The organism is Arcobacter sp. LA11 (genome assembly GCF_001895145.1).
In the GTDB taxonomy this organism is placed as follows: domain Bacteria; phylum Campylobacterota; class Campylobacteria; order Campylobacterales; family Arcobacteraceae; genus Halarcobacter.
Genome location: NZ_BDIR01000020.1, coordinates 1 through 13,460, shown reverse-complemented (window position 1 = coordinate 13,460; position 13,460 = coordinate 1). Strand labels below are relative to the sequence as shown.

Below are 13,460 nucleotides of genomic sequence, written 5' to 3'. Positions count from 1 at the left end.
TTTTTGTATTGTAACGAATTGAACATATAATAAGCATTTGTTTAAAAATATAACTTTTAGGATTTTGTTACAATTATATAATAAATAATTTGCCATTTTTTTATTAATTATAATAAAAAGACTTATAATTAACCTATATAAAGAGTTTTAACTGATAAAATATATTCTTTATAAGGGAAAAAATGAAAATATTATTTATACAACTACTTTTTATATTTTGTTTTTCAATAGAAGCAATGGCAAACACTATTACCTTTACTAAAGAGGAAAAAAAGTTTATAGAAACAAATCCTTTAGTAAAAGTTGCAATGATGCCAGACTTTTCCCCTTTTACATATTATATTAAAGATACTCCTGTTGGATTTGAACATGATTTACTAAAAATAATCTCTAAAAGAACAGGATTGCAATTTGAAAAAACTATAAATAAGTGGACTACAATTTATAATGCTTTTAAAGGCAAAGAAGTAGATATGATAACAAGTATCTCTTATAAAAAATATAGAGAGCCTTTTACAAGCTTTACAAGTTCTTATTATGATATTCCTATTATGATATTTGTAAAGGATGACTTTGGAGAGTATAATGGACTAAAAAGCCTTAAAGGGAAAAAAGTTGGTGTACTAAAAGATGTCTTTTATATAAAAGAATTAGAAAAAATGGGCACTATGAATTTAGTCTATTATGATAATTATGCAGAACTAACAAAAGATTTAGTATTTGGTAAAATCGATGCGCTAATTCAAAATCTAACGAATATAAACTATCTGATAAAGAAGAATGTATATACAAATTTAAAACTTGCTAGTGAGCTAATCCTTCCAAATACAACTAAAGAAGATCTACGATTTGGCGTACAACCAGAAAAACCACTGTTAAGCTCAATTTTGCAAAAAGCTCTTAATTCTATTACAGCTAAAGAGAAAGAAGAGTTAGTAAATAAATGGATTGGTTCCATTAAAGAGTACGGTGGAGGACATATTGAACTTAGCCAAGATGAAATAGCTTATCTAGATACAAATATTATAAAATATTGTATAAACCCTAGTGGTTTGCCTTTTGAAGGATTAAATGAAAAAGGAAATCATATCGGTATAAGTTCAGACTATTATAATTTATTTGAAAAAATTCTATCTGCAAAATTTGAACTAGTAGAAACTAAAAACTGGAACCAATCTATAGACTATATAAAAAACCAAAAATGTGACATGCTTGCGTTAGGGATGGAAACACCAGAAAGAAAAAAGTATTTAAACTTTACAAGTCATTATTTAGAAGTCCCTTTAGTAGTAGCAACGAGAGTAGATGTTCCATTTATAAATCAAATACTAGACTTAGAAGATGAAAAAATAGGAATCATAAAAGGTGATGCTTTTGTAAAAATACTTAGACAAAAATATCCATCTTTAGATATTGTAGAAGTGGAAGATATTTATGATGGTCTTGATAAAGTTAAAAATGGACAACTATTTGCTTTTATTGATACACTAGCAAGTATAGGTTATGAATTTCAAACAAAGTATTTTGGTGAATTAAAAATCGCAGGTAAAATATCTGAAAATCTAAAACTATCAATTGCCGTAGTAAAAAAAGACGAAACTTTATTGAATATTTTACAAAAAACTGTAAATACTATTACCAATGAATGGCATAGAGAAATTTTTACAAAATGGGTTCCAATAAAATATGAAAAAAATATCAATTATGATTTAGTTTGGAAAATAGCTATAGCAGCAGTATTATTGATACTTCTTATTATCTATTGGAATACTAAAATTATAAGAGCTAACAAACTACTAAAAGAAGCAAAAAAAGATATTGAAGAAAAAAATAAAGAGTTAAAAAGACTTTCAATTACTGATAAGCTAACAAATCTATACAATAGAAGAAAACTAGAAGAATTATTACAAAATGAGCTTCATAGAAGTGAAAGATTTGGTCGAACCTTTGGTCTTGCTATTTTAGATATTGATCATTTTAAAGATGTCAATGATACTTATGGTCATCAAATTGGAGATGAAGTATTAAAAGAAATTGCTGATATTTTAAAAGCATATCTTAGAAAAACAGATTTTGTGGGAAGATTTGGAGGAGAAGAGTTTCTAATAATTTGTCCAGAGTCTGATATAAAAGGTGTATCTAACTTGATGGAAAACTTTAGATTACGTATAGCAAACCATAATTTTAAAGAAATTAGAAATAAAACAGCTAGTTTTGGAGTTACTGTTTCAAAAGAAGACGATACTATGGATACGGTAATAAAAAGAGCTGACAGCGCCCTTTATGAAGCTAAAAATAAAGGAAGAAATAAAGTTTCTATTTGTGTTTAAATAGTTAAATCTATTAAGCTTTATTTCTTATTCTTCTTATCTCTCTCATTTTAGTTCTTGCTACTTCTCTCATATCTATATTTGTATCTAGTTCATCAACAATTTCAACACCTAAAAGAGTCTCAACAGCATCTTCTAGAGTAACAACTCCTTCAGTTTGACCATAGTTATCAACAACTATAAACATATGTTCTTTTTTTAATAAAAACATATCTATAAGTTTTGAAACTGGGATATTTTCATTTACACTAAAAATAGGTTTTATAATCTCATTTTTTTCTTCTAGGTTATTCTCAATATACTCATGAAAATACTCTTTTGAAATAACTACACCAATAATATCGTCTATATTTTTATTAAAAATAGGAACTCTAGAATACTCTTTAAATTTATCTAGATCTATAAGACCTTGCTCTTTAAAACTATTTACTAATATATCTCTTTGTACACTAAAAAGTACACTTCTAGGAGTAAATATATCTCTTACTTTTATCTCATGTAACTGTAAAAGATTTTCAATCATATCACTTTCTCTTTCTCTTAAAACACCTGTTTCTTCAGCTATATTTGCAGTTGCAATTATCTCTTCTTTTGTAATAGTCTCTTTTTTCTTTGGAGTTATTACATTAGTAATTTTATTCATAACAATAAGAATAGGATAAGTTATAAAAATCAGAAACTTTATTGTTCTTGTAGAAAAACCAGCTAAACTTTTCCAATAATAAGCACCTAAAGTTTTTGGTATAATCTCAGAGAAAACTAAAATCAGTAAAGTAAGAAAAGCAGAGATATAAAACATATATTCTTCACCAAACATCTTTGCAGCCTCAGCTCCAACTCCAGCTGCACCTAAAGTATGCGCAAAAGTATTTAAAGTCAAAATAGCAGCTATTGAAAAATCAATATTGTTTTTCTGCTTTTCCATCAAAATACCTAGTTTTTCATTCTTTTGTTTTGTCATTTCAACATGTGAAGCAGTTATAGATAAAAAAACAGCTTCTAAAATAGAACATAAAAATGAAATACCAACAGCAATAGAAAAATATATAAATATCAACATAAAAAAGTTCCTAATAAAATTAAAATATTATATAATAATCCAATTTTATTAAAAAGAGAATATTATGTCAAATGATTATATCCCAATACCCTGTGCTTTTTATGATGAACTAGAAGCAGCAGCTGTAAAAAAAATAGATTGTGAAATAGTTTATTTAGATAAAGAAAATAAAAAAACTATAAATACTAAGGTTGTAGATTTTAAAACTAGCAATAAAGAAGAATTTGTAATATTAGCTAATAATCAAAAAATACGACTAGATAAGATAGTACTGTTTAATAATCTCTCACCAAAAGATAAAAACTATTGCTAAAAAGTAAGAGCATATTATCTCTTACTTTTTATTTAATGATGAGTTAAAACCTTTGATTTTATAAAAGATACTATTCCATATACTAAAGCAATACTTGCAATAATAAATGGTATACCTTCAAATCTAGCTATTGACATCTCTGCCATAGGCGAATACATCAAAGTTGTTCCTAAAACAAAACCATAAATGGCAAACATTCCAACATAGACAATATTTAAGAACTTTTGAGCTGAACTCATCTCATCTCGTTTTTTATAATGAGTAATTAAAGAAACTATTGTTCCACTAAAAATCAAGAACATAATTCCAGCTAACATCACACTTTCAGCCATCATTAGATGATTGACAACAAAATATCCCATGATACCAAGGAAGAGTACCACGAATAAATAAATTCCATTTTTCATGACTTATCCTTTACTACAGAAAATTATTCTGTTTATTCTATTTTTCTAATTATACTCCTAGTGAGAAGCATTATTAATAAGAAAAAATCTTATAAGTTTATTTTAAGTTTTAATTAAATGATATGATATTTTTTATATAAGGAATTATGAGTATAATCTCACTATGAATATAGAATTAAGATTTTTACAAAAAGCAGTAGAAGATAGAAACTACATAAGCTTTTCATATGACAATGAAAACTTTTCGAAAGTTAAACCTTTAAGTTTAAAGCTTCTTAATGACAAATATGCATTAAATACAGATAAAAGAAAATTTGACTTTAATAAAATGTCAAATATAAAAATCTTAAAAAATAAATTTTAATAAAATGGTAAAAATATGAATACAAATGATTTGATGAACACAGCTTTAAAACTAGCAAAACTAGAAGAAAAACCTTTTGACACAGATGTAATAGTTGAAGGTGATAATATAAAAAAAGTACTTATCGGAATAGATATGGAAACTCCTGAGCTATTATTAGCAAAAGAGTTAGGCTTTGATTGTGTAGTAAGTCATCATCCAAAAGCTGACTCATGTGTAGTTGATTTTGCAAAAGTTATGGATGTACAAATAGATAGAATGGTAAAAGCAGGCGTTCCAATAAATAAAGCTCAAAAAGCTCTAAAGAAAAAACAAACAAGTGTAGACCTTGGACGACATGCCTCAAACTATGATAGAGTAAGCTCAGCTGCAAGACTTATGAATATGCCATATTTAAATATACATATTCCAGCTGATTTTATAACAGAAGAGATAGTACAAACAAAACTTGATAAAGCCTTTAAAAATAAACCAAAAACAAAACTAAAAAATATAATAGAAGAACTAAACTCATGGGAATATTACCAAGGAAAAGTTGCACAACCAGTAATCAGAGTTGGCTCAAATGATGACTATGCAGGAAAGATAGAAGTTCTTATGGCAGGTGGTACAAATGGTGGAGTAGATGTTTATAAATCATATTTTGAAGCAGGTGTTGGTACGATAATAGCTATGCATGTTCCTGAAGATGTGAAAAAAGCAGTTGCAGAGCAAAATATTGGGAATATAATTATTGCTCCTCATATGCCTAGTGATAGTATTGGATTACTTGAGATTGTAAAAGCTTGGAGAGAACAAGGTGTTGATGTTACTTGTATGAGTGGGATTGTGGAATAACTTCATTCTTTTCTTTTTAATAAAGAAAAGAACCAAAAGAAAAGCGTTCACAGATTCCCAAAAAACTAAAAAATAGATAGAAATTCTAAAATTTGAAAACTCGCTCTGCTCAAACAGTTCAAATTTCTTTACAAATTTATATAGATTTTTCTTAACGCTTTTTTTAAAATGCTCACTCTCTTATTTCAATACTATCCAAATTTGAAATTCTAGACAAAGGTATTACTATTGACTTTTTTTTCTCTTTATCCCAGAAAAACAAATAGTTTGAATTAATTGTTATTAAACTTAATTCTTCAAATTTTGTGTAATCATACTTCAATTTAATACTTACTTTTTTTTCATTTTTCAATACACTTTTTATATCTTTATCTATTCTCAAAGCAAGTTGACTAATAAATAATATTATTCCTATAAGTGATAATACTATGGGAATAGGTTTTTCTAAATAATTAAGTATTTTTATCTTTGGTAATACTATATAAAAAAGCATAACTAAAGTCATGATTACTAAAAAAGTTTCAATAGTATTTGTAATAAGATAATTTAGAATCGAAGTAACAAAAAAAAATCCAAAAACTAAATATTCTTGAGTATAAGATTTTGATGAAGAAATTCCATACTCATCATTAAAAAATTCTTTATTTAACATATTGTCAAATTCAAAAGCCATGAATATACTTAATACAATTAATATTATAAAAATATTAAATAAAACATCCATACTTCCTGCAATATAGTCTGAGATATTATAATAAAGTGATATATTGATATTAAAATAGGCCATAAAAAAGTATGTATAAAGAAAACCTCCAACAATAAAGAATAATGAACAAATTTTCAAAATAAAATTTATATTTTCAGTCGAAATTCTTACTTTTGGAGTTTCCTCAAACTTTCTTCTTTCTATTCTCTCTTTTGTTATTTTATTAAATTCTTGTTTAAGCTCATTTTCTATCTTTTTTACAATCTTCTTTTGATTATAAAAAGTCTTTTTATTTAATTTTGTTAAATTATCTTTTATCTTTAAAGCTTTTTTATAATAAAGTTCTTCATCGTCCTCAATATGAAAGACTCCATAATAATATGAATTTAATAAAAACTTTAAAGATAGTAATTCTTTAATTTTTTCATCAGCCATAACATTAGATAAAAGTTCTCTATCTTCTTCTCTTATTTCATCATTATTAAGAATATATTTTTTAAAAATTTCTTCTGAATATTTATTTATTTCCGTTAATTGCTTGTCTTCTAATTTATCTTGAATTAATATAAATATTCTATATAGAATTGCATAATTTATATTTGATATTACCTTCAGAATCTCTTTAGAATATATTTTCATATTGTATATTTTACGTATCCAATTAATCATTTACTATTCCTTTCAAAATATTTAATTATATCCTTAATTATTATAAAATAGTAAATTCTGTTAAAGTTCAAGACCAGAGGAGAAATTGAAGCAGGAGCATACTTCAGTATGTGACTATTTCAATTTCGGCGATAACGCCGAAATTTAACAAAAGTTACTATTTTATTTCGAGATACTTTTTCCTACTACGTATCCACTTGCCCATGCATATTGTAGATTATATCCACCTCTGTGACCTACTAAATCTAAAACCTCTCCAGCTAAATACAATCCTTTGCATTTTTTACTCTCATAAGTCTTAGAGTCTACCTCATCAGTTCTTACTCCACCGCCACTAGCTTCTGCATGTTTAAAACCTTGAGTATCTGTGATTTTAAATCGCCAGTTTATTAAAATATTTACTAAGCCTCTTATTTGTTTTGCATTTATATTTTTTGCTAAGCTTTCTTTATCTATTTTGCATACATCTAGTAATATTGGGGCTAGTTTATTTGATACTATTCCCGTTAGAAGTACTACTGTTTTTTCATTTGGTAAGTTTTTGAAAAGATTCTCACACATTGATAGAAGTTCGTTTCTATTTATATTTGGAAAAAGGTTTATTGCTATTTGTACATCTTGATATAGCGATAGTGGATATACTGCATATTGTGAGATATCTAAAATTGCAAAACCTGATACTCCGTATTTTGTAAATAGTACATCACCTTGTATACTATTCTCTTTTTGTCCATCTATATATAAAGTAACCTCAGCTTCTTTTTTCACACCTTGCATTCTATTGTTATATTCAAAATCTGTATGAAGACCTACAAGAGATGGATATGTTGGATTACATGAATGTCCTAGTTTTTCAGCTATATTCATACCATCTTCTGTGGCATTTAGTTGTGGAGCTGCTTTTAGTCCTGAGCTTATTAGTACTTTATCATAGTTTTTAAACTCTTTATTACTACTTTTTACTATAAACTTATCTTCTTGTTTTACTATATCTTCTACTCTTGTTTCAAGTATTAGGTTTATTCCTAAACTTTTTACTGCACTATCTAATAAAGTCACAACTGATTTTGCTTCATTTGATAAAGGGTAAACTTTACAAGTCTCTTTGATATCAAGTAACAATCCAATACTTTTACAAAACTTTTCGAAAGCTTTAAAATCAAACTGTTTTAAAGCATACTCTACAAAGCTTGGATTTTCACCTATAAAATTCTCTTTTGTTACAGTTGTATTTGATATATTACATCTTCCATTACCTGAAGCTAATATCTTTTTTCCTATACCACTATTTATATCAAAGATGTCTATATCTAGATTTTTATTTAATCTTTTTGCAGTTATACCAGCCATAAGTCCAGCTGCACCTGCTCCAATAATTGCTATTTTCAAATTTGTCCTTCAATAATCTTGTGAAATTATATTCTTATCTCAATTAAAGCTTCTTGGTGAAGGGCTTAGTTTAGATTTAGAAGTTGTCTTTTTGCCAATCTTGCAAACCATTTTCTTTATTTTCATATCTTTTTAGTAAAGAGGTTCTATATGCATCAGCTAAACTTTTTGATTCTAGTATCTCTTTTATATTCTCTTGATTTTCTTTGGCATTAAAAGCACATTTATTTATAAACTCAATAGTGATTTTTGGGTATTTTCTTTCCTCTAAAATTAAAGAATCACCTTTTTTTATAGAACCACTTTGTATGACTCTAAAATAAAAACCTGTTTTATACTCTTTTACAAGCAATGAAGTTAAAGACTTAATACCAACAATAGATGATATCTTCCAACAAGGCTGTCTAGGTTGTGAAACCTCAAATAACACTTCTCCACAGCTAAAGACATCTCCTAAGCAAATATCCGTATCATCAAACTCTTCAATACTAAGATTCTCACCAAAAGAGCAAATATCTAAATCAAAATCATATTTCTGTTTAAAAAACTCATATGATTTTAAAGGATAAACACAAACTGCTTTATCAACACCACCGTGATGTCCTTTATCACTTTGTGTATCATCTTGAAAACCTAATTCGTTTATATAGTAGTTCTGTTTTTTTAAATCAATTTTTTTATATGAAGATTGATACTCTTTTCTTCCATCATCTATATCTTGCTTCTGACCACAAAATATATCTTTTATTCTTATTACCATTATTTTTCCTATTCTTATTTATAAAATATTGCAAGCCACACAGTTGGTTCTGTTTTAGAAGTGTATTTTACTCTATGTTTTGTAAAAGCTTTTATATTTATATACTCACCTTCTATCAAAGGTACTTGTTTATTTTCAAACTCCAATATTGCCGAACCTTTTAATAAAAGCACAAATTCATTTTCCTCTTGCTCATACCAAAAATCTTTTGGACTTGATTGTCCATTCGATACAATTCTTTCTATTCTTACTTTTTCATTTTTAACTATCTCTATAAACTGTTCATCTATTTTATCTATTAAAATATTTTCAAAGATATTTTCTTTTTTCATTTTCTTCCTTCTAAAACTATATAATTATATCTTTTTTATTTAAAAAAACATAGCAATTAATACTATACTATTTTAATCAACTATAATATTTTACTATCTTTTTTACTTTATTTTGATAAATTTTAAAATTTTCTCATCTTTTTTAGTCAAGTTTCAATATATGCAATATAAAACCTTATATTACGGCACTAAAAGACATAGTATAGTTCAAAACTTTACTAAATATAAATAAAAAATAGCTGATTTCTACTAATTTAGTATAGAATATTTGTTTAATTATGATTAATTTACTTGACATTGTTTTAAAAATACATTACAATTTCACCATACAAATTCAAAAACAAAATAAAAAAAAGGAAAACAATATGCAAAAAGAAACAATTGCAGTTCACGGAGGCTATAACAAAAAAGAGGGTTATGGTTCAATGTCTGTTCCAATTGCTCAAACAACTGCGTATGCATTTAGAGATGCAGAGCATGCAGCAAATCTATTTGCACTAAAAGAGTTAGGACCTATTTATACAAGATTAAATAATCCAACTACTGATGTTTTAGAACAAAGATTAGCACAACTTGAAGGTGGAGCTGGAGCACTTTGTGTTTCATCTGGTCAATCTGCAATTTTTTATGCAATCATAAATGTTGCCGAAGCTGGTGATAATATTATTATCTCAGATAAATTATATGGTGGAGCAGTTACATTATTAACACATACTATTAAAAGACTTGGAATAACTGCAAAAATATTTAAAAGTGAAGATGCTTCTGATTTAGAAGATTTAATTGATGAAAAAACAAAAGCAATTTTCTTTGAATCATTATCAAACCCACAAATTGCAATTGCAGATGTTGAAAGCATCGTTGATATTGCAAAAAGAAATGGTATTTTAACTATTTGTGACAATACAGTTGCTACAGCAGCTTTATTTAACCCAATATCTTGGGGAGTAGATGTAGTTGTTCATTCAACTTCAAAATATATAAATGGTCAAGGTACAACTATTGGTGGTGTAATTATTGAAAGAGATGGTTTAGCAGACTTCTTTAAAGCAAATGCTGAAAGATACTATCATTTTACGGAACCTGATGCATCATATCATGGTTTAGTTTATACTGATATTCCATTACCAAACTTTACTTTAAGAGCTAGATTAGCATTATTAAGAGATATTGGAGCAGTACAATCTCCTCATAACTCTTGGTTACTATTACAAACAGTAGAGACTTTAGCACTTAGAGTTGAGAAACACTCTGATAATACTTTAGAAATTGCAAAATTTTTAGAATCTCATCCAAAAATTAAATCAGTTAACTACCCAGGATTAGAATCAAATAAATATTATGCAAAAGCGCAAAAATACTTTAAAGATGGAAAAGCTTCAGGGCTTATCTCTTTTGAAGCAGAATCTTTTGAAGATGCAAAAGCAGTAATTGATAGTGCAAAACTATTTTCTGTTGTTGTAAATATTGGTGATTCAAAATCATTAATCGTTCACCCAGCATCTACAACTCACTCTCAAATGAATGAAGAAGAATTAGCTGGAGCTGGAATTAATTCAACTACAGTTAGGTTATCAATTGGTTTAGAAAATCCTATTGATTTAATTGAAGATTTAGAACAAGCGTTAAATTAGGAATAATGAGATGCCTTTAATTTCAACAAAAGGTGTATATGGTTTAACTGCCATGTACGAACTTAGTAAACATGAGAAAGACTCTCCGATGCAAATCAAAGAGATTTCTTCAAATGCTAATATTCCACAAAACTACTTAGAACAACTTCTAAGTAAACTTAGACGAGCTGAACTTGTAAAAAGTATAAGAGGTGCAAAAGGTGGATATATTTTAGCAAGCGACCCAGAAGATATTTTGGTAAAAGATATTCTTATTGCTTTAGAAGATGATTTAAAAATTATTGATAATAAAGCAGAGAATCCAATATTAAATATTTTCTTTGATGATGCTAAGAAAAGCATGAAAGACATTTTTGATATCAATCTTGCAAAGCTAGATGATTATCAAGAAAAATATAACGAATTTTTACATTACAGTATATAGGTAAAGCTTTATTCTTAAAGCTCTTTAGGTTTTGTTACTTTTAAGTGGATTTTATATCCACTGATAAAAAGTAGATAAATATTAATAAGGTTCCCTTTTATGAGGAACTACTTAAAAGGACAAAAAATGAATTACGCAAAAAATGTTACAGAATTAATAGGAAATACACCATTAGTACAACTTCAAGAATCAAGCAATAGAAGTGGAGCTACAGTTTTAGGAAAATGTGAATTTATGAACCCAACTCATTCAGTGAAAGATAGAATTGGTACAAATATGATTAAAACTGCTTTAGAAGAAGGTTTAATCAATGATGAAACAACAGTATTTGAACCAACAAGTGGTAATACAGGTATTGCACTTGCTTCTATTTGTGCAGGTCTTGGAATTAAACTAGTTCTTACAATGCCTTCTTCAATGAGTATCGAAAGAAGAAAACTTCTTAAAGCTTTAGGTGCAGAACTTGTACTTACAGAACCAGAAAAAGGTATGAAAGGTGCAGTTGATAAAGCAAATGAATTAGCTGAACAAACAGAAAATTCTTTTGTTCCTCAACAATTTAACAATGGTGCAAACCCAGATATTCATAGAAAAACTACTGCTAAAGAGATTTTAGCAGACACTGATGGAAAAATTGACATCTTAGTTGCAGCTATTGGTACAGGGGGAACTATTACAGGTACTGGAGAAGTTTTAAAAGCTCATAACAAAGATATCCAAGTAATTGCAGTTGAGCCTGAAGCATCACCTGTATTAAGTGGTGGTAAACCAGGACCACATAGAATTCAAGGTATTGGAGCTGGTTTCGTACCAGGTGTATTAAATACTGTTGTTTATGATGAAGTTATTCAAGTAAGTAATGAAGATGCAATTGCAACTTCAAGAAAACTAGCTTCAGAAGAAGGGTTATTAGTTGGTATTTCTGCTGGTGCAAATGTACATGTAGCAGAACAAGTTGCGGCAAGACCAGAAAACAAAGGAAAAGTTATTGTTACTATTCTTTGTGATACAGGTGAAAGATATTTAAGTTCAGGATTATATGACGATGAGTAAAAACTCATCCTCGTATGTCCTTTAACATATGAGGTATAAATATGGCAGAAAAAGCATATAGATCTGTAGCCAAAACAGTTTCTTGGCGTACAGTTGGAACTCTTGATACTATAATAATCTCATACTTTATCACTGGTGATTTAACAATGGCGGCCTCAATTGGTTCAATAGAATTATTTACAAAAATGATACTTTACTATTTTCATGAAAGAGCTTGGAATAAAATCTCTTTTGGGAAAATTAAAGAACCTGATTATCAGATTTAGTTAATTTTAGAAGGTAATAAATGGATATTAATAGTTTAAATAAAAAATTACAAGGGTTAAAACCAAAAGAAATTTTAGAGTATTTTATCAAAGAATATGGTCAAGAAGCAGCTCTTTCTAGTAGTTTAGGAGCAGAAGACCAAGTATTAACAGATATGATTTTAAAAATTGATAAAAGTGCAAATATTTTTACATTGGATACAGGAAGATTACATCCTGAAACTTATGATGTAATGGATGCAACAAATCTAAAATACGGTGTTAAATTAAACGTATTTTTTCCGATTAACAAGGATGTAGAAAAGTTATATGAAACTCAAGGTATCAACGGACACTTTGAGAGTATAGAAAATAGAAAAAATTGTTGTGGTGTTAGAAAAATGGAACCACTTAAAAGAGCATTGGCACCTTTAAAAGTTTGGATAACAGGCTTAAGAGCAACTCAAAGTGTTACAAGAACTGATATGTCAGTAGTTGAATACGATGAAAACTTTAAAGTTATCAAGGTAAATCCTTTGATTAACTGGAGTGAAGATGATGTTTGGGATTATATTAAATCAAACAATGTTCCATACAACAAACTTCATGACCAAGGCTATCCAAGTATTGGATGTGCACCCTGTACACGGCCAGTTAAAGCTGGCGAAGATATTAGAAGTGGACGTTGGTGGTGGGAGAACCCAGAGCATAAAGAGTGTGGTTTACACGCTAAGTAAATAAACAAAAGACAGAATAAAGTCAAACTTTTAATTTGATAAATTCTAATAGTTATTCAAATAAATAAAAATTAATGGAATGATAATGATAAATACAGAAGAAATAAGTCAAGAAAGACTAACGCATTTAAAACAGTTAGAGGCAGAATCAATTCATATTATGAGAGAAGTAATAGCAGAGTTTCAAAACCCAGCTATGC

General features: G+C 27.8%; 15 protein-coding genes and 1 pseudogene. 10 read left to right on the top strand and 6 right to left on the bottom strand.

The features are described from left to right. Positions 1-182 precede the first annotated feature (182 nt). The gene (locus tag BT997_RS14315) at positions 183-2,330 is read left to right on the top strand and encodes a diguanylate cyclase (RefSeq protein ID WP_072682621.1); all 2,148 of its coding nucleotides are present in this window, start codon (positions 183-185) and stop codon (positions 2,328-2,330) included. 13 nt (positions 2,331-2,343) lie between these two features. Here the strand turns inward: BT997_RS14315 and BT997_RS14310 are convergent, their stop codons facing one another. Next, a complete protein-coding gene (locus BT997_RS14310) occupies positions 2,344-3,390 on the bottom strand; it encodes a CNNM domain-containing protein (protein WP_072682620.1) in 1,047 nt (348 codons plus the stop codon). Between the two features lie 64 nt (positions 3,391-3,454). Here BT997_RS14310 and BT997_RS14305 point away from each other — a divergent pair, with 64 nt between their 5' ends. Further along, a complete protein-coding gene (locus BT997_RS14305; protein WP_072682619.1) occupies positions 3,455-3,703 on the top strand; it encodes a Rho-binding antiterminator in 249 nt (82 codons plus the stop codon). Between the two features lie 32 nt (positions 3,704-3,735). Here the strand turns inward: BT997_RS14305 and BT997_RS14300 are convergent, their stop codons facing one another. Continuing rightward, positions 3,736-4,110, bottom strand: coding sequence for a hypothetical protein (locus BT997_RS14300; RefSeq protein WP_072682618.1), 375 nt, complete (start codon positions 4,108-4,110; stop codon positions 3,736-3,738). Positions 4,111-4,273: 163 nt separating this feature from the next. Between BT997_RS14300 and BT997_RS14295 the strand changes: the two genes are divergently transcribed. Both BT997_RS14295 and BT997_RS14290 read left to right on the top strand, forming a co-directional pair. Further along, positions 4,274-4,474, top strand: coding sequence for a hypothetical protein (locus BT997_RS14295; RefSeq protein ID WP_072682617.1), 201 nt, complete (start codon positions 4,274-4,276; stop codon positions 4,472-4,474). A 15-nt stretch (positions 4,475-4,489) separates the two neighbouring features. Continuing rightward, positions 4,490-5,311 (top strand): hypothetical protein, encoded by an 822-nt coding sequence (locus BT997_RS14290; RefSeq protein ID WP_072682616.1) that lies wholly within the window; start codon positions 4,490-4,492, stop codon positions 5,309-5,311. 172 nt (positions 5,312-5,483) lie between these two features. Here the strand turns inward: BT997_RS14290 and BT997_RS14285 are convergent, their stop codons facing one another. The 4 genes from BT997_RS14285 to BT997_RS14270 all read right to left on the bottom strand — a co-directional run bounded on the left by BT997_RS14285 (position 5,484) and on the right by BT997_RS14270 (position 9,167). After that, complete coding sequence (locus BT997_RS14285; RefSeq protein WP_072682615.1) at positions 5,484-6,686, bottom strand: hypothetical protein; 1,203 nt, start codon at positions 6,684-6,686, stop codon at positions 5,484-5,486. 162 nt (positions 6,687-6,848) lie between these two features. After that, positions 6,849-8,075 (bottom strand): NAD(P)/FAD-dependent oxidoreductase, encoded by a 1,227-nt coding sequence (locus BT997_RS14280; protein WP_072682614.1) that lies wholly within the window; start codon positions 8,073-8,075, stop codon positions 6,849-6,851. A 76-nt stretch (positions 8,076-8,151) separates the two neighbouring features. Further along, positions 8,152-8,835 (bottom strand): MOSC domain-containing protein, encoded by a 684-nt coding sequence (locus BT997_RS14275; protein ID WP_072682613.1) that lies wholly within the window; start codon positions 8,833-8,835, stop codon positions 8,152-8,154. Between the two features lie 14 nt (positions 8,836-8,849). After that, the gene (locus BT997_RS14270) at positions 8,850-9,167 is read right to left on the bottom strand and encodes a cupin domain-containing protein (protein ID WP_072682612.1); all 318 of its coding nucleotides are present in this window, start codon (positions 9,165-9,167) and stop codon (positions 8,850-8,852) included. A gap of 365 nt (positions 9,168-9,532) precedes the next feature. On the opposite strand from BT997_RS14270, the gene BT997_RS14265 reads away from it, so the two are divergent. The 6 genes and pseudogenes from BT997_RS14265 to BT997_RS15485 form a co-directional block, all read left to right on the top strand. Next, the gene (locus BT997_RS14265; RefSeq protein ID WP_072682611.1) at positions 9,533-10,801 is read left to right on the top strand and encodes an O-acetylhomoserine aminocarboxypropyltransferase/cysteine synthase family protein; all 1,269 of its coding nucleotides are present in this window, start codon (positions 9,533-9,535) and stop codon (positions 10,799-10,801) included. A gap of 10 nt (positions 10,802-10,811) precedes the next feature. Beyond that, complete coding sequence (locus BT997_RS14260; protein ID WP_072682610.1) at positions 10,812-11,225, top strand: Rrf2 family transcriptional regulator; 414 nt, start codon at positions 10,812-10,814, stop codon at positions 11,223-11,225. A 126-nt stretch (positions 11,226-11,351) separates the two neighbouring features. Beyond that, positions 11,352-12,278, top strand: a complete 927-nt coding sequence (gene cysK / locus BT997_RS14255) for a cysteine synthase A (protein WP_072682643.1) — start codon at positions 11,352-11,354, stop codon at positions 12,276-12,278. A 41-nt stretch (positions 12,279-12,319) separates the two neighbouring features. Continuing rightward, positions 12,320-12,544 (top strand): DUF2061 domain-containing protein, encoded by a 225-nt coding sequence (locus tag BT997_RS14250; RefSeq protein ID WP_072682609.1) that lies wholly within the window; start codon positions 12,320-12,322, stop codon positions 12,542-12,544. 20 nt (positions 12,545-12,564) lie between these two features. Next, entirely contained in the window at positions 12,565-13,260 is a 696-nt protein-coding gene (locus BT997_RS14245; RefSeq protein WP_072682608.1) for a phosphoadenylyl-sulfate reductase, read from the top strand. 85 nt (positions 13,261-13,345) lie between these two features. Then, positions 13,346-13,460: pseudogene (locus BT997_RS15485) on the top strand (sulfate adenylyltransferase small subunit); the annotation flags it as partial.

Bases quoted from the DNA above. Each gene is read 5' to 3' on its own strand.
- BT997_RS14315 (WP_072682621.1), top strand. From the start codon at position 183: ATGAAAATATTATTTATACAACTACTTTTTATATTTTGTTTTTCAATA.
- BT997_RS14310 (WP_072682620.1), bottom strand. From the start codon at position 3,390: ATGTTGATATTTATATATTTTTCTATTGCTGTTGGTATTTCATTTTTA.
- BT997_RS14305 (WP_072682619.1), top strand. From the start codon at position 3,455: ATGTCAAATGATTATATCCCAATACCCTGTGCTTTTTATGATGAACTA.
- BT997_RS14300 (WP_072682618.1), bottom strand. From the start codon at position 4,110: ATGAAAAATGGAATTTATTTATTCGTGGTACTCTTCCTTGGTATCATG.
- BT997_RS14295 (WP_072682617.1), top strand. From the start codon at position 4,274: ATGAATATAGAATTAAGATTTTTACAAAAAGCAGTAGAAGATAGAAAC.
- BT997_RS14290 (WP_072682616.1), top strand. From the start codon at position 4,490: ATGAATACAAATGATTTGATGAACACAGCTTTAAAACTAGCAAAACTA.
- BT997_RS14285 (WP_072682615.1), bottom strand. From the start codon at position 6,686: ATGATTAATTGGATACGTAAAATATACAATATGAAAATATATTCTAAA.
- BT997_RS14275 (WP_072682613.1), bottom strand. From the start codon at position 8,835: ATGGTAATAAGAATAAAAGATATATTTTGTGGTCAGAAGCAAGATATA.
- BT997_RS14270 (WP_072682612.1), bottom strand. From the start codon at position 9,167: ATGAAAAAAGAAAATATCTTTGAAAATATTTTAATAGATAAAATAGAT.
- BT997_RS14265 (WP_072682611.1), top strand. From the start codon at position 9,533: ATGCAAAAAGAAACAATTGCAGTTCACGGAGGCTATAACAAAAAAGAG.
- BT997_RS14260 (WP_072682610.1), top strand. From the start codon at position 10,812: ATGCCTTTAATTTCAACAAAAGGTGTATATGGTTTAACTGCCATGTAC.
- cysK (WP_072682643.1), top strand. From the start codon at position 11,352: ATGAATTACGCAAAAAATGTTACAGAATTAATAGGAAATACACCATTA.
- BT997_RS14250 (WP_072682609.1), top strand. From the start codon at position 12,320: ATGGCAGAAAAAGCATATAGATCTGTAGCCAAAACAGTTTCTTGGCGT.
- BT997_RS14245 (WP_072682608.1), top strand. From the start codon at position 12,565: ATGGATATTAATAGTTTAAATAAAAAATTACAAGGGTTAAAACCAAAA.